Consider the following 23,681-nt stretch of genomic DNA (forward strand, 5'->3'; position numbering starts at 1 on the left):
CGCCCGCCGATGGTGACATCGGGTCTGCGGATCGGTACGCCCGCCCTGGCCACCCGTGGCTTCACGGCCGAGGACTTCACCGAGGTCGCGGACGTGATCGCCCAGGCGCTCAAGCAGTCGTACGACGTGGAAGCCCTGAAGGCCCGGGTCAAGGCCCTCGCCGACAAGCACCCGCTGTACCCCGGCCTGTAACCGACAACCTCCCGTAGAGGCACGCCTCCCAGCCCTTCCATCCATGGAGTACAGCGTGGCAATCAGCGTCTTCGACCTGTTCTCCATAGGCATCGGCCCGTCCAGCTCGCACACCGTCGGACCGATGCGCGCCGCCGCGGTGTTCGCCGCCAGGCTGAAGACGGACGGCTTGCTCGCTCCGACCGTCGCGGTACGGGCGGAGCTGTTCGGCTCCCTCGGCGCCACGGGCCATGGCCACGGCACCCCCAAGGCGGTGCTGCTGGGCCTGGAGGGCAACGAGCCGCACACGGTCGACGTCGCCCAGGCCGACCTGGACGTCGAGCGGATTCGCGGCAGCGGGCGCATCCGTCTGCTCGGTGCCGAGATCGGCCCGGCCCACGAGATCGACTTCGATGCCTCGACCCAGCTGGTCCTGCACCGTCGGCGCTCGCTGCCGTACCACGCCAACGGCATGACGCTCTTCGCGTACGACGCCGACGGGGTCCCGCTGCTGGAGAAGACGTACTACTCGGTGGGCGGTGGCTTCGTGGTCGACGAGGACGCCGTCGGGGCGGACCGGATCAAGGTCGACGACACCGCGCAGGCCCACCCGTTCCGCACGGGCGACGAACTGCTGCGGCTGACCAGGGAGACGGGGCTGTCGATCTCCGCGCTGATGCTGGAGAACGAGAAGGCCTGGCGGACCGAGGAGGAGATCCGCGCGGGCCTGCTGGCGATCTGGCGGGTGATGGAAGGGTGCGTGTCGCGCGGGCTGGCCTGCGAGGGCATCCTCCCCGGTGGTCTGAAGGTGCGTCGCCGGGCTGCGGCGGCGGCTCGCCAACTGCGCAGCGAGGGCGACCCGTTGGCGCGAGCGATGGAGTGGATCACGCTCTACGCGATGGCGGTGAACGAGGAGAACGCGGCGGGCGGCCGGGTCGTCACCGCGCCGACGAACGGCGCTGCCGGCATCATCCCGGCCGTCCTCCACTACTACCTCAACTTCGTGCCGGGCGCCGACGAGGACGGCATCGTCCGCTTCCTGCTCGCCGCCGGGGCGATCGGCATGCTCTTCAAGGAGAACGCCTCCATCTCCGGCGCCGAGGTCGGCTGCCAGGGCGAGGTCGGCTCCGCCTGCTCGATGGCCGCGGGCGGTCTCGCCGAGGTGCTGGGCGGCTCCCCGGAGCAGGTCGAGAACGCCGCCGAGATCGGCATGGAACACAACCTCGGCCTGACCTGCGACCCCGTCGGCGGCCTCGTCCAGATTCCCTGCATCGAACGCAACGGCATGGCCGCGGTGAAGGCCGTGACCGCCGCGCGGATGGCCCTGCGGGGCGACGGCCGGCACCACGTCTCCCTCGACAAGGTCATCAAGACCATGAAGGAGACCGGCGCCGACATGAAGGTCAAGTACAAGGAGACAGCCCGCGGCGGCCTCGCCGTCAATGTCATCGAGTGCTGAGGCCGGGCCAGGGCACGCGTCACAGCCGTAGGACGATGAGCGCGGTGTCGTCCGTGTTGCCCGTGTGGGGGAGCAGATCGGTGAGGAGCGCGTCGGCCAGGGCCTCGGGGGCGGCGTGCTGATGGTGGATGAGGGATTCGGCGAGGCGGGCCAGCCCGGCATCGATGTCGTCGGTGCGGCGTTCGACCAGGCCGTCGGTGTAGAGGACCAGGGTGGCGCCCTCGGCGAAGGGCGTCTGGGCCTGGGGGCGCGGGGCGGAGCGAGGGCGGGCGGCGAGTGGCGGGTCGGTGGCCCGGTCGAGGAAGGACACGGTTCCGTCGGGGTGGAGCAGAGCGGGTGGCGGGTGGCCGGCGCAGCTGTAGGTGATGGTGTGGTCGTCCCAGTCGATGAAGGTCGTCGCCGCTGTGGTCGACTCGGCGCCGTCGACGGAGCGGGCGTACATGTCGAGGGCCTCCAGCGCCTGTGCCGGGCCGTCGGCGACGCGTGTGGCCGCGCTCAGGGCGCTGCGCAGTTGTCCCATGGCGCAGGCGGCCGCCAGGCCGTGACCGACGACGTCACCCACCGCCACCGCGAGGCTCTCGCCGGGCAGCTCGACCACGTCGTACCAGTCGCCGCACACGTTCAGGGCGCCGATGGCGGGCCGGTAGCGGACAGCCGCCTTGCGGTGTTCGAGGGGTCTGGGGTCGGGCAGCATGGCTGCCTGCAGGGCCAGGGCGACCTCACGCTCGCGGTCGTGTGCCTGGCGCAGGCGTTCGTTGACCTGCTGGAGTTCCCGCGCGCGGGTGTAGAGCTCGGCCTCCAGCACCCGGGACCGCCGGTCGCCGCCGGGGCCGCCGAAGGCGCGGATGAGCTCGGTGACCTCCTCCACGCGGTGCACGATCAGCGTGACCTGCCCGTCGGGGCCGTGGACGGGGGCGTTGACCGGGCTCCAGTAGTGCTCCTCCCAGTGGCCGGGGTGCGCGGGATCCTCGATGTCGTAGCGGAGCAGCGCCATCGTGTCGCGTTCGCCGGTGGCGGCGGTGCGCAGCATTGACTCCCGGGTCTCGCGCATACCGGCCGCGGCCGCGTCGTTCGGGTTCTCTGGGAAGACGTCGAAGATGTAGTGGCCCAGCAGCTGCTCGCGGGTGCGTCCGGCCAGCCGGAGGAAGTCCTCGTTGGCGTCCACGTACACCAGCTCGGGGGTGAGAAGTGCCACCATGCCGGGCAGAGCCCTGAATACCGCCGCATAGTCGATCTGCGGTTCCACCGCCATTTGCTGCCTGCCTCGGCGCCGAGCGTCACTGTGCCGTTCCACGATAGGAGCGAACAGGCCACGGGGCTCGGGGAATGGCCTACCCCGACCCCATCGGCGCTCAGATCGAGGTGTCGTCGCCCGGCGAAGGCACGGACGCCGGACGAAGGACCATCAGGGAGTCCTCCAGGGCCGCCACCATGGCAAAGGGGAAGCGGTCGAGCTCAAGACAGAGTGCGACGTCATCGGGGTGGACACCTCGACGCACGCCCTGCGTCAGTTCGGCTGCCGCGCGGGACTCGGCGGCGCGGCGGAGGAACTCCGCGGCATCCGTTCCCGCCCCGGTGGCCCGCCGGGCGATGTACTGGGCGCACGCCAGATCCTCGTCGGCCTGTCCACCCTCGCCGGTGACGACGAAGGTGACGCTGTCACTCTTCCGTGTCCGCAGGAGCCGGGCCGTTGCCTCCGCCACCACGAAGCCGGCGCACAGCACCAGCGACGCGTCCTTGACCGCGAGGGCGCCGACCGTCCCCGCCGTGGTCTTCTGCACGACGGTCCGTCCGCCGAGGTCCATGGACCGCAGCATGCCCGGCGAGTTGACGGTGTCGAAGCCGGGCGCGGGCGGACCGTCCTTGAGCGCCACCCAGTCCGGGTGGCGGGCCTTGAGCGACAGGGCTTCGTCCAGCGACTCAGCCAGAACGATCTTCTCCGCCCCTTGGCCGAAGGCCCAGGCGGCCACGGTGAAGGCACGCATGACGTCGACCACGACCGCCACGGACGGAGTCTCGACCAGCTGGGTGATGCCAAGAAAGTGGGCGTCCATTCGGATCATGATCGAGCACATCCGACACGTAGCACCCGACGAGTGATCCACATCACACGACTCAGATCCAGCTGTCGAGCCACATCCTGGCGCGCCAGTCCGCGTACGGAATCGTCTGGCCGGTGTAGGCGGGGAAGAAGTAGATGAAGTTCCAGGCGATGAGCAGGACGAGCACGCCTGCGGCCACCGCCCCCAGCGCGCGGCGCTCGCCGCTCGTTCCCGGCGGACCGAGCAGGGCTCCCAGCAGCATAGTGACGGCCAGACACAGGTACGGCACGAAGGCGACCGCGTAGAAGGAGAAGATCGTGCGGTCCTGGTACAGGAACCAGGGCAGATAACCGGCACCCACCGTGCACAGGACGGCGCCGGAGCGCCAGTCGCGGCGCAGCGCCCATCGGTAGAGCAGGTACACCAGGGCGCAGCACGCCGACCACCACAGGAGCGGCGTGCCGAGGGCGAGGATGGTCTGCGTGCAGTCGGTGGCGGTGTGGCAGCCTTCCGTCCCCGGTTTCGGCGACTCGTACTGGAACAGCACCGGGCGTCCGAGGACCAGCCAACTCCAGGGGTTCGACTCGAACTTGTGGGGCGTGTGCAGCCCCACGTTGAACTGGTACACCCCGTACTCGTAGTGCCACAGGCTGCGCAGCGGCGCCGGAATCCACGACCATGTGCCGCCGCGGCCGTCCGCCCAGTGGCGTCCGTAGCCGTCGTCGGACAGGAACCAGCCGGTCCATGTCACCAGATACGTCACGACGGCGACCGGAACGAGGGACAGCACCGACCAGCCGACGTCCTTGCGCAGCACCGCGCGATACGGGCGGCGCGCCCCGGCCACACGGCGGGCGCCGACGTCCCACAGCAGGGTGAGGATCACGAAGAAGGCGAGGAAGTACAGGCCGTTCCATTTGGTGGAGGCCGCCAGCCCCAGGAAGAGGCCGGCCGTGATCCGCCAGGGACGCACTCCCGTACCGGCATGGTCACCGGTGTGTCCGTCCGGGCGCACCCGGCCGTCCTCGGGGACGGGCAGGGCTGCCGCGAGCCGGGCCCGTGCGTGGTCCCGGTCGATGAGCAGGCAGCCGAACGCCGCCAGGACGAAGAACATGACGACGAGGTCGAGCAGAGCGGTGCGGCTCATGACGTAGTGCAGACCGTCCACCGCCATCAGTGCCCCGGCCAGGCAGCCCAGCAGCGTCGAACGGAACAGGCGGCGTCCGATACGGCACAGCATCAGTACCGACAGTGTGCCGAGGACCGCCGTCATGAAGCGCCAGCCGAACGGGGTGAGACCGAACATCCACTCGCCGAGGGCGATCACCCATTTGCCCGTCGGCGGGTGCGCGACGAAGGACCCGGTGTCGGAGAGCGATATCACCTGGGGATGGGCCAGGATCTGCGGGTCGGCGATCTTACGGTCCGGCCAGGTGCCCTCGTAGCCCAGCCGGAGCAGGGACCAGGCGTCCTTGGCGTAGTACGTCTCGTCGAACACGACCGCCCGCGGGCTGCCCAGACGCCAAAAGCGCGGCAGCCCGGAAAGGAGCGCCACCAGCAGGGGACCGCCCCATCCCGACCAGCGGGCCAGCCGGAACGCCGCCTTGGGAGACAGCCCGAGCCTGCGCCACGGCCGTGACCCGGGCTCGGGGAATGGCACGACCAGGCGGTCGCGCACGGACATGTGCGGGCGTCCGGTGTATCCGAGGGCGCGCAGCCGCTGCTCCCAGGAGGCCGGCCGGTGATCGGCCTGATCGATTCGAGGCATGTCGACAGTCGTGGGCGCGTTCTCGTGGAACACCTGGTGAGCCTTCTGTTCGTGAAGAGCGGGACGAGCGGGCGTCAGCCGCCCGGCGGGCGGCGAGGCCTCGCCGCCGGCTCGGCCCTCAGCGAGCGGGCCCGCTCGAACCTGCCCCTACCTGGGCCGTGGAGGCGGGGAGGACCGTCGACGGCATCGGGACCGACTCGGCAGAGGTGACGGGGCGGGGCTGCCTGGTGTGGGGTCCGCCCTGCGCGACAGAGCTCGCCAGGAGCAGCAGTCCGATGCCGAGTCCCGCGATCGTCAGCACGGACGCGGTGGCCATCCAGGCGGTCCGGGCCCGCTGCCGGGCACGCACGCCTGCTTGCAGCCGGTATCGGTGCCGGTCCTCGTAGGGCCTGTCCGTGTGGCCGTCACGCATCATGCGTGTCAGCTCCTGCTCGAAGCGATCCACTGTTCCTCCTTCACTCGACCGGCTCGACCGCCTCGGCCAGAAGCCGCCGCAGCCGCGCGACCCCGCGCGCCGTCAGTGAACGGGCGGTACCCACCGGACACCCCAGTACTTCCGCGACGTCCCGCTCGGGCAGGTCCTGGTAGTAGCGCAGCACCACCGCGGCCCGCTGCCGTGCCGGCAGCAACGCCAACATGGCCTCCAGCCTGGTCCGTTCGTCCACGACGGCGGTCTCGTCTCCCGCTCCTGGCGGGTCGGGCAGCTGGTCGACGGGGTGCTCGCCCCACCATCGACGCCGTGCCGAGCGAGCCGCGGTACGGGCCAGGACCTTGCGTACATAGGCCTCGGGTGCCTGCTCGGCCACCTTCGGCCAGGCGAACCACAGCTTGACCAGCGCCTCTTGTAGCAGGTCCTCGGCCCGGTGCCGGTCTCCGCCGGTGAGCAGCCGCGCCAGGTGAAGCAGGGCCGACCACCGGGCAGCCACGAACCGGTCGAACTCGACGGCCCGCGGCTGCCCCGTCAACGTCGCCCCCTACCCCCTGCCGAACACGCCGGCTTCTGCCGCTGTCACCTTTAACAAGACACTGGCCCCCGCCCCGCTATGCACCCTCGCGGTGTGGCGTGGGTCACATGCACGGTTCGCGGGGGCCTTGTGCTCCGGCCGGAGTGAACGGCCTGGTGGTCATGCGGCAGCCGGTGGCTGCCACGTCGCCTCGACCAGGGCCCGTTCGGTGCCGGACAGGTAGACGGCTGCGGCGAGCCACACCCGTGCGTATCCGCCCGGATCGGCCTGCTGGGTGCGGCCGAACACATCGCGGCCACGGCGGTCGGCCTCCGCTGCGAGCGCGTCCGCCAGGTCCGCGGCGGCCCGGAAGCCACTACGCCGAAGAGCCGCGGTTCCTGACGCCCGGTCGCCGTCGCGTGCGGGCTCGGCGGCGGTGCGCCGGCCCCCGGACACGGCCACCTCGACCAGCCGTCGCAGCCGCCACAGGGGCGCTTCGGCCACCGGATCCGGTGGGAACGCGGACAGGGTCTCCACCGACGGCAGTTCGTCGGCCGGCGGGAAATGCGCGCCCTCGAGGCGGTCGTAGCCCAGATCGGCGTGCCCCGTCCACTCGGTCGGCAGACGCAGGGTCGCCGTGCCGTCCGGCACCGGACCGACCGCCAGTGGCCGCAGCGTCGCGGCGCGGGCCGGGTCGAGACGCCCTACGACACGCAACCGCAAGCCGGGCCGCGAGGCCAGCTTGCGGAAGTTGGCCGTATGCGCCAGATCGGGGTGGCTGTTGGACGGCACCAGCCGGATCAGCAGACCCCCGCCGTCCGCCTCCTGTGCGGGCAACTCCCGGGCGAACAGCTGGTCTTCGGCCGCTCCCACGATGACCACGTCACAGCCGATGAGTTCGTCGGCCGTCTGCCCGGCCTGTTCCGGCTCGGTCGTCCCGGCGCCGGTGAACCGTGTCGCCGCGGCCTCGGCCAACGGGCGGGAGAACAGCCGGGCGAGCGGGCCCGACGTCCAGGACAGGCCCGTGACCGGGGTGGCCCTCACCCCCTTGCCCGCGCCGAGACGGCCGTCCGGCGAGAGCGTCGCACCGGAGATCAGCAACCCGCCCCGGGAGAGCTGCGCGTGATCGAGGCTGCCGGAGCCGAGCGCCACGGTGGCCGTGGCGGCACCCCGCGCCCGGGCCGGGCCACCGGGCTTGACGTCGGCCACGGAGAACCAGCGCCCCTCCTCCGACAGCACATGCGTGACGACCCCGCCGTAGCCGGTGGCGGAGATCACCGGCTCCCGGCACACCCCGTGAACACGCAGGCTGCCCCCCGGCAGATAGCCGCGCCGGGCAGTGCCGACCAGCGCCGGGTCGGGGTCGGACGCGGCCAACAGGCCGCTGGTGAGGAGCAGTTCACGCAGGGCGGCCACCAGGTCGGCCAGCCGGTGGCCGTCGTGACGGGCGCGGGCCGCGCGCAGGGCGCGCACCACCCGCAGGGCGGCCGCCTCGGGACGGTGCAGCCCGGCGAGCCGGGCCGTGTGCGCGGCCCGCAGCAACTCGGCCTGCGGTACGGCGCCCGCGCCGGGCACCCCGGCGGCCAGCACCGCGGCGGCGGCATCCCAAAGGCCTGTCGCAGCTGACACCTGGGCATCGGCCGGTCCCACCGGCGCCGCATCCGCCTCACGAGTGCCCGGCGTCTCGGCACCTTCGTCAGGTGGGACCGCCTTGACGTCGGCCCCGTCGGACGAGGGCTCGGGTGTCTCGGCCACCGTGTCCGCGTCGGCCACCGGAGCGGAACCGAGCACGGCAGCGCGATGCAGACACCGGGGCGCGAGCAGACAGCTGCACTGCGCCTGACCGTCCTCCGTGACCGCACCGGACGGCCCGGGCGCGAGGGTGACCTCGGCGTCCTCACCGCATCGCACGCGCCGTACGGTGCCCTCGGCGGTGACGGGCAGCGTCGCGTAGGTCTCGATCGCGGCGTCCAGCTTCTTGCGCAGCCGGGACGTCAGTTGCTCGACGGCGGCGGCGACCACCTCGGGTGCCACGGGGGGCAGTTCGGTGTTCATCGGGTCTCTCCGCGGAGGCGGTCGCCCACCCAGCGGGCGAGGGCGAGGGGACTGAGGGCGGCGACCGGCATCCCGGCCGCGACGAGCTGCTGGGCCACGGGCACCGAGTAGCGCGGGCTGCCGGTGTCGTCCAGGGCGGCGCAGCCCATCAGATGGACGCCGGAGCTCGCGAGGTTCCGTACCTCGCCGAGGAGGCCGCCGAGCGGATATCCCTCCTCGAAGTCGCTGACCACCACCACGAGGGTCCGGCTGGGGACGGTCACCAGGGAACGGGCCTGGGCCAGCCCCGCCGCGATGTGCGTGCCGCCGCCGACCCGCACCTCCAGGAGCAGCGACAGCGGGTCGTCGACGCGCTCCGTCAGGTCGATCACCTCCGTGGAGAAGGCGAGGAAGTGCGTGCTCAGCGTGGGGACTCCGCCCAGCACGGCCGCGGTCAGCGCCGACCAGATGACGGACGCCTCCATCGACCCGGAGACGTCGACCACCAGGATCAGCCGCCAGTCCGCCTCCCTGCGCGAGCGGGTGCTGAACACCGGCCGCTCCGGGACGACCAGGGTGCGGCCGTCGTCGGTCCTGCGGGTGTGGGCCAGGTTGGCCCGCAGGGTGCGCGGCAGGTCGATCCGGCCGCCCGGCCGGTGGGTGGGGCGTGGTGTGGCCAGCCCGGTCAGCGCGGGACGCAGCCGGGTGGCCAGCTCCTTGGCCAGTTCGTCGACCAGACGGCGCACCAGCGGACGCAGCCGGGCCAGTTGCTGCTCCGGCATCCCGCCGGCCAGGGACAGCACGGACGACAGCAGCTCGACCGACGGGCGGACCGCCTTCGGGTCGAGCTCGGCCAGGACGTCGCTGCGGCCCTGGTCGGCGGCCCGGGCCAGCACCTCCTCGCGGACGTCGGTGCCGAACAGCGCGTCGAGTTCCTCGGCCCACTCACGGGCGGTCGGGAAGGAGGCGTCCTGACCGCCGGGACCGCCCTCGCGGCCGAGGTCCGCGGAGCCCTCGCCACGGCCGGTGCCGTACAGCTCGTCGAGCGCGTGCGCGTAACGGCGGGCGCCTTGCGGCAGCTTGTCGCTCTCCCGGCCGAGAAGCAGTCTCCAGCGGTCGGTCGGCGTGAGGTGGAGGACGGAACCTTGTCGTGGTTCAGTGCGGGACGCGGGCGCGTCGGGGGCCTTGGCGGTGTCCGCGGCCTTCGGGGGCGGGGTGCTGTCGGCCGGGGCGAGTGCCGTCCCCAGGGGTGGCCGGAGCGCGGCGACCGCCGCCCGGCCCGCCGAGTCGGCGGCCGTCCACAGCGCGAGCAGCCGCGGTGAGGCGCCGAGCGACAGGTCGAGCCGGTCGCCGAGGCGCTCGGTCACCGTGTCCAGCAGCCGGCCGCGGCCGGCCGGGCTGAGCGCGTCGAAGCCGCCGCGCAGGGCGGGCAGCCGGTCGAGGAACCCCTGGTCGGTGAGTGCGTCGATGCGATCGAGCAGCAGGTCCAGCGCGGTCGGCGCCGACTGGAGCAGGGGAGCGGCCCCGCTGAGCAGCCCGGTCAGGCGGCGGCTCAACGCATGCCGCTCGTCGGGCCCGCTGGCGGTGTCGATCCAGCCCGCGGCACGGGTGCCGAGCGTGTCGGCGTCGTCGAGGTCGAGCATGACCCGGGCGGCGAGCGCGGCGCCCTGGACGAGCGGGGATCCGGTGCGCGCGAGGTCGTCCAACGCGCCGTCCATCCGCAGCCCGAGGCGGTGTTCCCCCGCTCGGGACGCCAGTGCCACGAGCGCGTCCGCGTCCTGTGGGTCGTCGCTGCCCGCCAGTCCCGGCAGGGACCGGACCGCCGACTCCAGCAGTTCGGCGGCGAGTTCGGCGGCCGCCTGCCTGCTCCCGGGTGTGGTGCCGGGCAGATGGCCCCGCCGCAGCGCCTCCGACAGGTCGAGGGCGCTGAGGAGTTCGGGGAGGGTGGCGCAGGCGGGAAGCACCTCTGCGGCGTCGGCCAGCCGCTCGGCGACCAGCTCCGGCAGATCGCACCGGGCGGCGCCGCGGAGTGCCGCCAGGATGAGGGCGCTGGTGGGCCCGCCGTCCGCCGACTCCCTGCGGAAGGTCTCCCGCAGGGTGCCCTCGGCGGCCAGAGCCGCCGTCACGCCCCGGATGCCGGCCAGATCGAGCCGGACGGGCACGGCCGGGGTCCACGACAGCCGCCACCGCGTGGTGAGCGCGGCCGCATCCCCCGTACCCGCCACCTGGACCGGCTCCCCGTACCCCGCTCCGCACACGGCGAGACGCTGCAACAGGATCTCGCGGCGGCCGTCGAGCGCTGAGCGCAGCGGGTCGAGCCGCAGCTCACGCCCGGCGGGATCGTCCGGTCCTGGCAGCCGCAGCGCGGCGAGCTCCGCCTCGACGGACGGGCCGAGCCCGGAGCGGGGCGTGCCCGGGGCGATACGGCCACGGTCGGTGCCGACCAGGACGACCTCCAACGCCCGCGCCAGGGCCCGACCGCGGCCGAGCGGCTCACCCTGGCCCATCACGGTCGTCAGCGCTTCCAGCACCTCGCTGCGCCCGGGAGCCGACAGACCGCGCAGCCGCGCCAGGTCGCACGCCACCCGCAGGGTCTCGCGGGCCTCACCGGTACCGGCGACGTGTCCGGCCGCCCGCAGCTCACGGCAGACGTCGGTGATCGCCCGTGCCGCGGCCTCGTGCAGCCGCTCGGGATCGCCCCCTGCCGTGAACACGGCCTGCTGCCAGCGCGGATCGCGGATGCCGGCCGGATAGCCGGAACGGGAGTCCAGCAGATCGAAGGCGTACGGCACGAGGGAGGTGACGACGGCAGGCCGCTCACCCGCGGACAGCGGCGCCGCGGTGGGCGTCGCGGCTCCTTCGGCCAACGCCGGTGCGTGAAAGGCTCCGACGACGGCCGCGACGCGGCGTCCGCCGTCCGCGGCGCGCGCGATCGCCTCACGCATGTGCGCCTCGCGCGCCAGATCCACCGCGGGAACCCCGCCCGCCGACTCGGCGTCGCGGCGCAGCGCCCACCCGACACCCAGGGCGGCGCGGCGTATCGCGTCGGGGGCGCAGCCCGGGGCGAGGACCTCGACACTGCGGTCCCACATGTCGTCGCCGTCGCGACCCGTACCGGCCGCGGTGAGCGCGGCCCCGAACGCCGTGGGCGCCTCGGCCGCCGGTACGCGAGTGTCCCCGGCGTCGGCGGTCCAGCGCGGATCGGACATCGGCAGGTCGCAGCAGACGACCTCGGCGCCACGCTCACGCGCCCAGCGGACGGCGGCGAGTTCGGGCGAGAAGTCGGCGAAGGGGTAGAAGCCGAGCCGGTCGCCCTCGCCGGCCCCGGCCAGGGCGACCGGGGCGAGGGTGCCCGGCGCCGCGAGATGGGTCAGCCAGGGCTGGAAGTCGGTGGGCAGCTCCACGCAGACGACCTCGGCGCCGGAGGCGTCCAGCAGGGCGGGGACGGCGGCGGCGAGCGCCGGGCTGTGGTGCCGTACGCCCAGCAGATACGGCACCATGGAGTCGGCGAGGGCGGCGAGGGCCGCCCTCGGTTCCTGAGCGAGCGTCACCGAAGGTTCTCCCGCAGGTCCCACAGGCGGCGCCAGGTCGCCGAACCGTCCTCGGCGCGACGGCGCACCGGGCCGTCCCAGTAGCCGAGGAGACGTGCGTGGTCGGCCGGGTCGTCCTTGCGGACCACGCCCAGCAGATGGCCGGGGACCAGGTCCAGCGAGTCGCCGCCGGGGAGGTAGGCGGCGGCGACCCCCAGGGAGACGGCGACCTGCACCGCCTCGGCCGTGGACATCACCGTCCCCGGGCGCTCCACGTCCCAGCCCTCGGCCGAGCGTCCGGCCCGCAGGTCGCGGAAGACGGTGAGCAGGACGTCGAGGACCGCGTCGTCGACGCCGAAGGCCGCGCCAGCCCGCTCGACCGCTGCTGTGGCCTGCCGCTTGACGAGGGCGGTCTCGGCCTCGACGTCGGCGATCGGGTGCACGGTCTCGAAGTTGAAGCGGCGCTTGAGAGCCGCGGACATCTCCGACACCCCGCGGTCGCGGAGGTTGGCGGTGGCGATGACGGTGAACCCGGGCGCGGCGGCGATCTGAGCGTCGTCCGTACCGGACAGCTCGGGCACGCTCATCCGCCGGTCGGACAGGAGCGACACCAGGGCGTCCTGCACCTCGGGCAGGCAGCGGGTGATCTCCTCGATGCGGGCCACGTTCCCGGCGCGCATCGCGGCCAGGACCGGTGAGTCCACCAGGGCCTGCGGGGTGGGGCCCTGGGCGAGGAGCAGGGCGTAGTTCCAGCCGTAGCGCAGGGCGTCCTCGGTGGTGCCCGCGGTGCCCTGCACGGTGAGCGCGCTGGTGCCGCAGACGGCCGCCGACAACAGCTCGGACAGCATCGACTTGGCGGTGCCCGGTTCGCCGACGAGCAGCAGTCCGCGTTCTCCGGCGAGGGTGACCACGCACCGCTCCACCAAGGCGCGTTCGCCGACGAACTTGGGGGCGATGACCAGCTCGTCCGGCAGCGCCTCGGGCGCCTCGGGCAGCTTGAGCGCCTCGCCGCCGCTGCCGCAGACGAACGTGATCACGGCGCGGGGTGTCAGCAGCCAGCCGGGCGGACGGGGACCGTCGTCGTGGGCGGCGAGAAAGGCGAGTTCGGTGGCGAACCGCTCTTCGGCGGGCAGGGTCTGCCGGGCCGGGAGGGCCGACACCGTGTCGGTCAGGGGCATGGATGTCCTTGCTCGGGGGATCGGTCTGTGTCGGGGCGAGGGGGGAGACAGACGTGGGGGGATCGGGGCGCCGCCGCTCGGCGGCGCCCCCGGCCGCGTTGCGTCAGCGGCGGCGGGCCCGCCGCACCTTCAGCTCCTCGAACCGTGGAGCGTCGCCGTCCTGCACGCGCTGCCACGCCCTGCGGTAGAGCTCCGCGGCCGGCTCGAACGGCACGATCACGCCGAACGGCGCGTGCTCGTCGGTCACGTCGGCGAACAGCGGCAGCTTCCAGCGCTCCAGCGGAACGCGCGGCGACGACTGCGAGACCCAGCCGCCCGGCAGGAAGAGCGACCGTCCGGCCCGCGTCCGGCTGGCCTCGACCACCAGGTCGGTGGCGGCCAGTTCGGCGCGTGCCGCCTTGAGCCGGGCCGGCTTCCAGCCAGTCCAGCGGGCCGTCATACGGTCGGTCGGGTCGGGCATGGCGAGCAGCATCAGATAGAGCGTGGCGGCGTCCTCACCGAGGCCGTACTCCTTGGCCGCGTCGGTCACCAGCTCCGGCACCGAACGGCTCGGGTCCTGCGGCCACCAGGTGCCGTCCGTGCCCCGGTCGCCCGCGAGCGGCTCCCCGGGGTCCGCGAGGAGGGCCGCGAACCGTTGGTCGCGGACCAGACGCAGGGCCACTTCGGCGGTGTAGGGCCGCTGGTTGTCGACGCGCACCGCGGGCAGATACGGGTCCTGGCCCGCCTCGTCGAGGAGAGCGACCCGCACGCCCGGAGCGGGCTGGTCGTCATGGGTGGCCAGGACGACGGCGCCGTACCTTTCGAAGCCAGGGCCGGTCTCCGTGGGGGCGCCGGCGGTCTTACGGAAGTCGGGGAGGCTGATGTACCGCCCCAGGTCGAGCATCAGCCCGGGGTGGGCGAGGCGTTCACGCACGGCGGTGAGGGCCGGTGGCAGCGCGGCCCGCACCGGGTCGCCGGCGGGCAGCCGGTGGGCCAGCCAGGCCGTGAAACCGACCGCGCCGACCAGCGTCTCCGCCGTGAACCCGTCCGCATCGTCACCGACGGGCCGGACCCGGTCGCCCTTGACCGCCCAATCCAGGTCCCGGCTGAGCCGGGGAGAGCCGGCCGGGTCCAGCAGTTCGGGCAGCGCCTGCCGGACCGGCCAGGACGCGCGTCTGAAGGTGCGGCCCGCATCGCCGAGCAGCTCCTCGGGCACGGCCACCCGCTTGCCGACCCTGGCGTTCCACACCGCGGCGGCCGCGGCCACGTCCGGGCCCTCGGTCCACAGCCGGGCGGGTTCGGCAGGCGTGAGCGCGCCCACGACCGTGGCACGCACCGTGCTGTCGACGGCGCTCAGCTCATCCTTGGCGACCGCCGCCGGAGCGACCTTCACCCCGATGAGGGTGCGCGCCTCGGTGCTCAGGAAGCTCCGCTCGTAGACGTCGATCCCCGGCAGACCGGCCACGATCAGCCGGGCCATCGTCTCGGTCACACCGGTGAGGCGGGCGAACTCCTCGGCGGCCTCCGGGAACCAGGGGGCCGGTCCGCGCTCTGCCAGCTCGGCGAGGAACCTGCCCAGCCGTCCTGTGTCGGTGTCCTCGCCGAGCGGCTCCGACGCCAGCACCTTGTAGGGCTGCGGGGTCTCGAACCGCCCGGCCGGGTCGTGGAAGTAGCCGGTGAACGTACCGCCGTCGTCCTCCAGCAGGCGGCGTCCGGTGACGGCGAGGAACGCGCCGTCGGCCAGCGGGAGCAGCCCGTTCCACGATCCGTCGCGCCATTGGCCCGCGGGAGTGCGCAGCGGGGCCGCCGGCACGTGCAGGCTCACCTTGCGCCAGTGTGCGGACGCGGCCGGGCCCAGCCCGAGACGGTCGAACTCGGCGAGCAGCGTGCGCAGCACCTCGCGGTGCTCCTCGGTGGTGGTGCCGGATGCCGCCCGGTAGGCCAGCGCAGCCGCCCGATCGAGCAGCGACTCCAGGTCCGGCTGTCCGACGGGCAGCGGGTGACCGTCGAGGTGGAGTCGGACGTCCGGCCGGTCGGGCAGGGCCGTGTCGGCGAGCCCGGCGGCCCGGGCGAGGACACGCAGGGCGCGGAAGACGGTGTCGGTCTCGTCGTCACCGTTCCACCAGTAACCCCTGGAGGTGCCGAGTCCGCTCGTCGCCGCAGAGAGGATGCTGTCCGCCGGTCCGGCGGGCCCCTCGTCCTCCAGGTCGCCTTCGAGGGCGCGGGTGAGCCGAGCGGCCGCGGCGTCCAGGACGGACTGCTGGGCCGCGGCGTAGCGGGCGACGCCGGCGATGCCCGTCACGAGAGCTTCGTGGGTGACCGGAAGGAGGGCGCCGATCGCGTCGGGCAGCGCCTTCTTGTCGACGCTCGCCGCGGCGGCCAGCAGCGCCGCAGCCGTGTCCCGGTCGATGTTCCGCAGCGCCTCGGACCCTTCCGGGTCACGCGGTGTCAGGCACTCCCAGTACTGCACGGGCGGCAGCAGCAGGGTGCCCTCGCCGAAGTCGCCAGGGGTGCGGTCGGTCTTGGCCCAGGCGGTGACGGTGCCGTCCGCGTCGACCAGTTCGAGCTGCCAGTTGTTGCGTACGACGGCAGTGGCCCGCTCGGCGCCCGGGAAGACGACGAGAGCGGTCGGTTTGCCGGCTTCCGAGGGCAGGGTGACGGTGTGTCCGGCGAGGTTCTCGGCGCGCCGTGAGCCGTCGGGCAGTTCCACCACACGCAGGCCGACCAGGCCGTCGACGGGAGCGCAGGACGAGGTGGTGTCGGCGGTGGGGGAGGGGCGCAGCCGGCCGCCCGCGAAGCTGCTGCCCTCGGGGGCGTCGCGCAGGGCGTCGGCCAGGAAGGCGGGGCGGCTCATGCGGCCGCGCTCGTTCGTGGCCGGGTCGTACTCGTACCAGCCGTGCGCCTCGCGGTCCTCGGAGTCCGCGTGCCACACCCAGTAGGAGGAGCCGTCGAAGAGCAGCGGCCGTTCGTCGGGCAGGGTGGTGTCGCCGGCGTGCAGGACACCGCGTCCGGTGGTCCGGCCCCCGTCCGGCAGGGGCAGGGTGATCGGGAAGTCGGCCCGGTACCAGTCCATCTCGGTGCCCCGGGTGGCGTGCGGTCCCTTGAGGGACTCGACGCGGTCGGCACGGGAGTGCCAGTAGCCGCGCAGGCCGTCCTTGCGGGAGTTCCAGTAGACGAGCAGCTCGCCGTCCACATGATGGAACCCCGGGTCGCCCGACACGTCGTTCGCGGGCAGTCGCAGGTCGTGGGTGAGCAGGGTGCCGTCGGCGCCGATGACCCGTGCCTGGGCGTTGCCGGCGACGACGAGGTGGGGCCAGGCGTCGGCGACGATGATGTCCTCGACCCGGTCCTTGGGGACGAGGGCGGCGGCCGCCTCCTCCCAGGCCGGCCAGCCCAGTTCGTCGAAGAGCCCGGCGCGCAGGGTGCGTGCCAGCACCGGTGCGAGGTCGGTGCCGACCGCGGCGCGGACGTCGTCCTCGGCCAGCGCCAGTGCCTCGGCGGGGAGCCAGCCGAGCCGGGTCAGCGCGTTGGGCAGGCCGGGCAGCCCGACCGCGGTGAACCGTCGCACGACCGCGCTGACCCACTCCGCCAGCCAGGGGCGGGCACCGGGTGACACCGCCAGCAGACGGATGGCCCGCAGACCCTGGTCGTTGTTGTGGAAGCGCTCCGCGCCCCGCAGGAAGGCCTCCCGGAAACGGGAGTCGGCACCGAACAGCACCAGGTCCCGCTGGCCCTCGCCCACGGCCCACGCCGTCAGCGGCAGGTCCTCGTCCTTGCCCGGGGTGGCCACCGGCACGTCCAGGGACAGAAGCAGATCGATCAGGTCGATGTCGTGCAGCACCTTCAACGCGCCGCCGGAAGCGGCGAGTTCGGCACGCAGCCGGCCTGTCGCCCGCTCCACCAGCGGGTACAGCTCCGGCATCCGGGTGGAGGCGCGCCAGGACCGGGCCCGCTCCCGGAACGTCAGGAAGCGCTCCAGCCAGCCCGCCGTGCCGCTGCCCGGGTGCTCCTCCGCGGGCAGGGAGTCGTCCCACAACCCCGCCGTCGCGCCGGACGCCTCCAGCACCTGCAGCCACATCGCGGGCATCGCGCTGTCCGCACTGGCGGGGAGCATGTCCAGCAGGGTGCCGCGCACCCGCCGGTCCCGCTCGGCCAGCGCCACCAGGGCGGCATGGTGGCCCTTCCACCAGCCGGCCGCGGCACGCAGCGTCGCCGGCAGGCCGAGCAGCTCGGCCAGATAGTCCTGCTCGGCGCGGTCGGCGTCCTGGCCCGCGGCACGGGCGAGCTTGCGCAGGTCGTTGGCCATCTGCGCGGACGGCGGCAGACCGCCCGCGGTGCGGCGCAGGCACAGCCGGGTGAAGCGGCGCAGCGCCTCATCGGCCGGTACCCGGGCGGCCAGCTCCTTGCCGTACGCGGACAGCACCTTGACCGGGAGGGCGCCGGCCAGCGCGAACTCCAGGAACACCGCGTCCAGACGCTCCTCCTCCACCGTCAGTCCGTGCTCCGCCTCGGCCTTGCGGGCGCGAGTGAACAACTGGGCGGCGTAGGTGGCGTTCTCCTCGGCCAGGAACACCCGACCTGCCTGCTCGTAGAACGTCGGCAGGAAATGCGGGACCGACGCGGCCAGCCGCTGACCGAGTTCCAGATAGGCGTCCAGGGCGGCCTTCGGACGGGACTTGGCCTGTCGGGCCGCCCGCTCCAGGTCCGGTACGACCCCCAGCGCGTGGTGGCCGTCCTCGGGGTGGTGCACCAGCACCCACTCGGGAAAGCCCAACGACTGGCGCAGCCCCAGCCCCACGACGGCCGGCTCGCCGTCCGGCTCCAGGCCGAGGAACCCGGCGGCGAGGTCCTCGGCCGCCCCTAGCTCACCGGCGACCAGCCGCACCACCACACGGTCGTCGAGGCCCGGATGGCGATAGGTGCGGGCCGTCAGCGGCACCGCGCGCTCGCCGCCCCCCTCGGTGTCCGGCGGCAGCACCGCGCCCGCCGTCAGCAGTTCCTCGTACGACACCTGCGTCCCCCCGCTCATGCGTTCTTGCCTTCCTCGATCACACGCCCGGCATAGAGAGCCGCCGCCATCCGCATCCCCTCGGACCAGGCCACCGGGCCCACCTCCCGCAGCGGCAGGGCACGCCCGTCCTGGTCCTGCCAGGTGAGGCTGCCGGTCTCCACCGTGTCCTCCCAGTACGGCTCACCGATCCACACGGAGGCCTCCACGGTGCGCCCGCCGTCGCGGACCCGAGCCGTGGAGTAGCCCCCGGAGACGCGGTAGCCCAGCGAACTCGCCCGAGCGGCGAGGGCGAAACGGGAACGGAACGAGCCGCCCGTGAACTCCCGTATCTCGGTGGCCTTGGGGTCGAGGTCGTCGGGCCGCTGCCAGGTCGCCCGGTGGATCTGCTCGACGCGCTGGACGATGCCCAGCTCCGCCGCGAACTCCCGGATGTCGTCGAGGTCCGGGAGCAGCACCGGGTGCGGCAGGGTGACCGTGCGCGGGGACAGCCGTACCGTCTCGCCGTCCAGGTTCACCACCCGCAGCTCGCCGTCCTCGGTGGCCCCCCGCAGGAATCCGACCTCCTCCGGGTCGTCACCCACCACGGCCATGTCACGCAGCGCGGCCTGCCAGGCCTCGTCCGGCCACACCCGGGCCAGCAGGCCGGTGGGCACGGGCAGCGACGACACCATCCACGAGTCGACCTGTGCGACACATGCCGTGGCGTGCCGATCCAGCCATTCGGCGAAGCGCCGCAGCCGGTCCACCTCCGGGTGGTCGCGCAGCGCACGCGGCAGTGATTTCAACTGCCGCCCCGCCGACCGGCCCGAGGTGGCACGCGCTGCCACCCGTCCTTCCACCAGGGCGACTTCATACCCGTCACCCGCCGAGAGCCAACCCACGAGTCCCCGCCTTCCGCACCAAGACAGCAAGAAGAAAGCACAGTTCAGCCGGGGAATTCCCGGCGCCAGTGCGACGATGTGAGGAACGTTAGCGGCGATCACTGACAATCGGTGCCCCGAGCCGGTGCCAGGACTCGGCTGGCGCATGCGGAAAGGGTGGCGATCGCGTACGCCAGAGGTCTGCGCGGGGGGCACTGAGCTGCGATGTCGCGGACGGGAGCGCGCTGTTTCAGCCAGTTCGCACGTGCGTGAAGGTGCGTTCGAAGTGCTGCGGGGGCTCGGTTGGTTCGTGACGGCGTGTCATGCCGTCACGAACCAACCGAGCCGCGGTGTCACATGTAACGGCGCCTGGTGCGGCGCAGGAGAACGAAACCGGAGATGAGCAGGACCGCTCCGGCCGCGGCCGGCCACAACTGCGTGCCGGTCTCGGCGAGGCTGCCGTTGCCGCCCTGCGGAGCGGGCTGGGCATCGGCCGGAGGCTGCGCCACGACGCCGGTCGAGCCGCTCTCGGACGCGCTCGGCGTGCTGTCGTTGCGGGGGTACGACGTGGCCTCGGGGGACTGCGTGACGGGCTTCTCGGCGGCCGAGGGCGAGGTGTACGTCTTGGGCTCGTCGTCCGCGGGTGCGGTGCTCGCGTCATCGCTCGGTACGTCGGCGGTCGGCGTCGGCTCTTCCTGCGGCTCGTCGTCGGATCCGCCGGGGTTCTCGGAACCGTTGTCGGAACCGGGCCCCGGTTCCTGGCTCGCCCCGTTGTCAGACCCGTTGTCCGAGCCGTCGTCCGAGCCGTTGCCGTTGCCGTTGCCGGGCTCCTCGTCCGCGCCCGCTCCGCACTGGCGGCCGTCGTTGATGCAGCCGACCATCTCGCTCATCAGGCCCTCGTCGAAGACGTTGATGAAGTCACCATGGTCGGTGACGGGCTTGTGCAACTGCTCCGGGAACGCGTCCACGGCGAAGAGCGGAACCGTGCGGCCGCCATCCTGCAGGCTCGGCGCGTCGACGTCGTAGACGATGCGCTGGACCAGCTGCGGGATGGCCTGGAAGCCGGCCGGGCAGGCGCCGTCGGCCTGCGCGAACGCCACATGGGTACGGTGGTTGGCGCTGTCGATGTTGCGACCGTCCCAGCAGCTCTGGAACTTGAAGGTGCGGACCACGTCACTGCCCTGGGGGCACACCGGGTACTTGTCCTTCAACTGGCGGTCCTCGAAACCGGTGCAGCTCCAGGACGCGTTGGCGTTGGTGGTGCCGTTGACGAACGCCTTGGCGTCGCCGGTGATGATGCGCAGCAGCCGCGGCATGGCCGTGACCTTGCTGCTCGGGCTGCCGACGAAGGTGAGGGTGACGTCCTTGGGCGTGACGATCTCACCCGCGTTGCCCTCGATGCCGCCACCGGGCGCGCCCGCGTCCTGCTCCTGGGTGCCGTTCTGCAGACGCAGGACGGGCCAGTAGTAGGAGGACTTGTCGCCCTGGTCGACGCAGCTGGTGCCGCCGTTGGCCAGTTCGGTGTCGTCGGCGAAGGCGTTGTTGGCCTGGTTGCCGACGTAGTCGTGGAAGTGGTGGGCGCCGTTGGACACGCCTGGGGCCACGATCACGTTGTCCGAGTTGAACAGGCCGTTCGCGTTCACGCCACAGCTGGTGGCGAAGGTGCCGCGGGAGGCGTCGGCTCCGGCGTTCGGGGCCTGGGCGGCGGGCGGCGCGGTGGTGATGTCGGCGAAGTCGGCGGCGACGGGGCCGTTGCCGGACTGGCCGCCGTTGCCCTGCTGCTGGTCGCCCTGATCCTGACCGTCCTGCTCCTGGTCGCCTTCTTGCCCCTGATCGCCCTGGTCGTCCTGGGCTCCGTCCTGCCCGTCGGCCTGGTCGTCGGACCGGCGGAGCGTGCACGCCGCCAGCTCGTCGAGGCCCTCGGGCCGTTCCCCGGCGCGTTCGAGAGCGGCGGCGATGCGCTCGATCGTCGCGGCTCGGTTCTCCGCCAGCGGATCCATGATCCCGCTTGCCGCGGCCTCGTCACCCTGCACGGCCGGGTCCTGCAACTTCTGGTACGCCTCGGCTATCTGCTGGTCCAGCAGGGCGAGCTCTTTGTCGACCTCTTCCCGCGCGTCATCCGGCACATTCGTCAAGGTGTCGCCCACGTCGGGGCAGTCGATCGTGCCCGCCTGCCAACCGCCGTCGGTTGTCTGGCTCGTGTCGGGGCTGCCTTCGGTCGCGGAGGCGTACACATTCGCCGCCACCAGGCCACCACCCCCCAACATGAGAGCTACGGCTGCAAAGGTCGCACGTCGTGCACCTGTTGGGCGTCTGCGATTACTGCGTCCCACGGAAGTACTCCTGCGCCTGTCGTCCGTCCCGGCATATAAAGCCCCCCGGCCCCATACGGATGGGGCGTCGCGTCTGTTCAAGCGCATCGGAAATTCACAGCACCCTGATAGGTGACAGGGATGTCCTGGGCGCCTTCGCGAGGTCAGTCCCGGTCAGAGCGCGGTTGATCGACGCGGCCACCCTTGTGGGGCGCGCGAATATGGTCCTCGGCGCCATCGGGCAGGGCGGCCACACACGTGGACGAGCAGGCGTTGACCAGGAGCGGCAGCACGTCCGTGGCCACACGGATCGAGATCCACACCTGATGCAGGCCGCTCTGCTCGATCGGCCGCTCGCAGACACTGCAGTGGTGCACGGCCGTAGCTCCCCAACGCCAGGGATCGAGGGCAGCCGTATTTGGCTCCATGACGGAGTCCTGGGAAGGCCGCAGACGTGGGAAAGGCGGCCGCAGCTTGTAGTTGCCGAACAGCGCTCGGGTGCTGACCGTGCTGGAGATGAGCTTGCGGCACCGGGTGATCTCGTACGGGAACCAGTGCAGCCGGTAGGAGGTGTACGGGGTGAACTGCTCCAGGCTGGTCATGGCCCCGATCTCGGGCGGAATCCGCACCAGGTTGCTGCCGTAGAGCATGAGGTGCTTGACCTCGGTGAGCTTGGCGATGCTCGGCGGCAGGGTGACGACCTGCCGCCGTTCCTCGGGGCTGAGCTCGACCAGGGGGCGGAACTCTTCACGGCTGTCCGCGGCGGCCTCGTCGATGAGCTCCAGCAGGTGCTGCCAGCCCGGGGCGGAGGTGTCCTGACGTTCGCCGTGGAACCCGACCCTGGCGCGAGGGTGCGGCTTGGAGCCGTCGAAGCACGAGCAGCTGTCCGTGGAGGGCCTCGGCCCGCCCCGGCCCGGCGTCGACGTGTCGCCCCAGCGGTTCACGAAGAGCGTCGGCTCTCCCCCGTCCGTCATGGCGTCAAGGTACGAGGAATGCCGCAGGCCCACCCAACGGATATCGGACCGGGACGGCCAACGGGTGTCCTATCGCAGGCCGTCGACCGGCTCACGCCACGGACCCTCTGGCCTCAACGCGCCGAGCACGGCCAGCAACTGCGGCGGCTCGACCGGGTCCACCTGCGAGTCCAGATCCGACCATGCGATCCAGGCGTGCGTGTCGAGACTGGCCTCCTCATCGGGGAGCAGGCCGGTCCGCACGAGCGATGGCCTCTCCTCGGCATACTGCGCGACGAAGAAGAGTTCCGTGCCGATGTACCGCTTGCCGTTCCACTGCACATCACGGTCGACCGCCACCGACCGATCAAGCACGGCAGCCGGGTCGAGACCGGTTTCCTCGGCCAGTTCGCGCCGCGCCGCCGACAGCGGGGTCTCGCCCGGCTCGATGCCGCCACCGGGCGGCTCCCAGAGAAGGCTCCCGTCGAACGGATCACGCCAGTGCAGAAGAAGCACGCGATGGGCGGCGTCCAGACAGATGACCCGGGCGGCGGGCCGGTGTGTTGTCCCCACCGCCCTGACGTTAGCGGTGCTCGAAACGCCGTTCAAGACCCGGGCCGCGTCGAACGGCGGCCGTCACGTCCTGGTCACCTCGCGGGTGCGTCCGGCCGCGGTCGGCCCGTCCAGCACAACGCCCCCGTCACCACCTGGCCCGCCTCAACCGCGGCTCACGGGTATTGGCTCAGACATGCAGGGTGGGCCGGTAGACGAGCTCTTGGATGTGGCCGTCGAGCGTCCGGTGCTCGATGAGTTCGAGGTCGAAGTCGGCCGCGCCCTGGAAGATCGGGTCCGCCCCGGTCTGACCGGTGATCACGGGGAAGAGGGTCACCTGGACGCGGTCGACCAGGCCGGCGGCCATCAGTGCCCGGTTCATCGACAGGCTGCCGTGCGAGCGCAACGGCACCTCGGACTCTTCCTTGAGCCGGGCGACGACGTCGACAGCGTCACCGCTCGCGACATTCGCGTCCGGCCAGTCGAGGGGGCCTTCCAGGGTGGTCGACACCACTGTGGCCGGCAGGCTCCGCATTCGCGTGACCCATGGGTCACGCACGTCGGACTCCTCGGTGCTCGCGGCCAGCATCCGCGCGAATGCCCGATACGTGTTCGCCCCGAACACCATCCGCTGCTCCTCGCTGTACAGGCCGAGGCGGTGGTCGAGGAGCTCGGGGCCCTGCTTGCCCCAGTAACCGGTCCAGTTGCCGCCGGCGGCGCCGTATCCGTCGAGGCTGGAAAAGACGTCGAAGGTGTAGGTGGCGGTCACGATGCTCTCCTTGAGTGCAGGGTGCGATTGATCGTGTGTCGGGGATGGAGACTGGCAACCACGACGAGACTCATCGCTCTTGGATGGTTCCCCTGCCTCGGGCGTCACCTTTGGCCTGA

15 protein-coding genes and 1 pseudogene are annotated in these 23,681 nt (G+C 72.5%); 2 read left to right on the forward strand and 14 right to left on the reverse strand.

The annotated features are described in order from the left end of the window. A pseudogene (locus tag ACWD3I_RS46470) lies at positions 1–192 on the forward strand (serine hydroxymethyltransferase); the annotation flags it as partial. A gap of 55 nt (positions 193–247) precedes the next feature. After that, positions 248–1,630, forward strand: coding sequence for an L-serine ammonia-lyase (locus ACWD3I_RS46475; protein ID WP_451084405.1), 1,383 nt, complete (start codon positions 248–250; stop codon positions 1,628–1,630). 19 nt (positions 1,631–1,649) lie between these two features. On the opposite strand, the gene ACWD3I_RS46480 is transcribed toward ACWD3I_RS46475, so the two are convergent. From ACWD3I_RS46480 to ACWD3I_RS46545, 14 genes are all read right to left on the reverse strand, one after another. Further along, positions 1,650–2,882: a PP2C family protein-serine/threonine phosphatase gene (locus tag ACWD3I_RS46480; RefSeq protein WP_365409068.1), complete on the reverse strand. Its 1,233-nt coding sequence runs from the start codon at positions 2,880–2,882 to the stop codon at positions 1,650–1,652. 100 nt (positions 2,883–2,982) lie between these two features. Then, positions 2,983–3,684 (reverse strand): 2-phosphosulfolactate phosphatase, encoded by a 702-nt coding sequence (locus ACWD3I_RS46485; protein WP_365409074.1) that lies wholly within the window; start codon positions 3,682–3,684, stop codon positions 2,983–2,985. 61 nt (positions 3,685–3,745) lie between these two features. Continuing rightward, positions 3,746–5,440 (reverse strand): dolichyl-phosphate-mannose--protein mannosyltransferase, encoded by a 1,695-nt coding sequence (locus ACWD3I_RS46490; RefSeq protein ID WP_365409065.1) that lies wholly within the window; start codon positions 5,438–5,440, stop codon positions 3,746–3,748. A gap of 118 nt (positions 5,441–5,558) precedes the next feature. Continuing rightward, a complete protein-coding gene (locus ACWD3I_RS46495) occupies positions 5,559–5,885 on the reverse strand; it encodes a hypothetical protein (protein WP_365409062.1) in 327 nt (108 codons plus the stop codon). Positions 5,886–5,895: 10 nt separating this feature from the next. Next, on the reverse strand, positions 5,896–6,405 hold the full coding sequence (locus tag ACWD3I_RS46500; protein WP_365409059.1) for a SigE family RNA polymerase sigma factor: 510 nt from the start codon (positions 6,403–6,405) through the stop codon (positions 5,896–5,898). A gap of 159 nt (positions 6,406–6,564) precedes the next feature. Then, positions 6,565–8,439, reverse strand: coding sequence for a hypothetical protein (locus ACWD3I_RS46505; protein WP_365409056.1), 1,875 nt, complete (start codon positions 8,437–8,439; stop codon positions 6,565–6,567). After that, positions 8,436–11,969, reverse strand: coding sequence for a vWA domain-containing protein (locus ACWD3I_RS46510; protein WP_365409053.1), 3,534 nt, complete (start codon positions 11,967–11,969; stop codon positions 8,436–8,438). Before ACWD3I_RS46510 ends, ACWD3I_RS46505 begins: the two co-directional genes overlap by 4 nt. Further along, on the reverse strand, positions 11,966–13,126 hold the full coding sequence (locus tag ACWD3I_RS46515; protein ID WP_365409050.1) for an ATP-binding protein: 1,161 nt from the start codon (positions 13,124–13,126) through the stop codon (positions 11,966–11,968). The genes ACWD3I_RS46510 and ACWD3I_RS46515 overlap by 4 nt, the downstream gene beginning before the upstream one ends. Before the next feature lie 103 nt (positions 13,127–13,229). After that, the gene (locus ACWD3I_RS46520; protein ID WP_365409047.1) at positions 13,230–18,134 is read right to left on the reverse strand and encodes a DNA-binding protein; all 4,905 of its coding nucleotides are present in this window, start codon (positions 18,132–18,134) and stop codon (positions 13,230–13,232) included. Further along, entirely contained in the window at positions 18,131–18,997 is an 867-nt protein-coding gene (locus ACWD3I_RS46525) for a DUF4132 domain-containing protein (protein ID WP_365409044.1), read from the reverse strand. Before ACWD3I_RS46525 ends, ACWD3I_RS46520 begins: the two co-directional genes overlap by 4 nt. Positions 18,998–19,329: 332 nt before the next feature. Then, on the reverse strand, positions 19,330–21,243 hold the full coding sequence (locus ACWD3I_RS46530; protein ID WP_365409042.1) for a DUF1996 domain-containing protein: 1,914 nt from the start codon (positions 21,241–21,243) through the stop codon (positions 19,330–19,332). 209 nt (positions 21,244–21,452) lie between these two features. Further along, complete coding sequence (locus ACWD3I_RS46535; protein WP_365409039.1) at positions 21,453–22,262, reverse strand: leucine-rich repeat domain-containing protein; 810 nt, start codon at positions 22,260–22,262, stop codon at positions 21,453–21,455. Between the two features lie 69 nt (positions 22,263–22,331). Further along, a complete protein-coding gene (locus ACWD3I_RS46540) occupies positions 22,332–22,814 on the reverse strand; it encodes an NUDIX hydrolase (RefSeq protein WP_365409036.1) in 483 nt (160 codons plus the stop codon). A gap of 169 nt (positions 22,815–22,983) precedes the next feature. Then, entirely contained in the window at positions 22,984–23,562 is a 579-nt protein-coding gene (locus ACWD3I_RS46545; protein WP_365409033.1) for a dihydrofolate reductase family protein, read from the reverse strand. Between the last annotated feature and the right edge of the window lie 119 nt (positions 23,563–23,681).

The organism is Streptomyces sp. NPDC002817, assembly GCF_053592055.1.

Coding starts and splice junctions, on each gene's coding strand:
- ACWD3I_RS46530 (WP_365409042.1), bottom strand. CDS start 21,243: ATGTTGGGGGGTGGTGGCCTGGTGGCGGCGAATGTGTACGCCTCCGCG.
- ACWD3I_RS46485 (WP_365409074.1), bottom strand. CDS start 3,684: ATGGACGCCCACTTTCTTGGCATCACCCAGCTGGTCGAGACTCCGTCC.
- ACWD3I_RS46480 (WP_365409068.1), bottom strand. CDS start 2,882: ATGGCGGTGGAACCGCAGATCGACTATGCGGCGGTATTCAGGGCTCTG.
- ACWD3I_RS46535 (WP_365409039.1), bottom strand. CDS start 22,262: ATGACGGACGGGGGAGAGCCGACGCTCTTCGTGAACCGCTGGGGCGAC.
- ACWD3I_RS46520 (WP_365409047.1), bottom strand. CDS start 18,134: ATGAGCGGGGGGACGCAGGTGTCGTACGAGGAACTGCTGACGGCGGGC.
- ACWD3I_RS46505 (WP_365409056.1), bottom strand. CDS start 8,439: ATGAACACCGAACTGCCCCCCGTGGCACCCGAGGTGGTCGCCGCCGCC.
- ACWD3I_RS46490 (WP_365409065.1), bottom strand. CDS start 5,440: ATGCCTCGAATCGATCAGGCCGATCACCGGCCGGCCTCCTGGGAGCAG.
- ACWD3I_RS46515 (WP_365409050.1), bottom strand. CDS start 13,126: ATGCCCCTGACCGACACGGTGTCGGCCCTCCCGGCCCGGCAGACCCTG.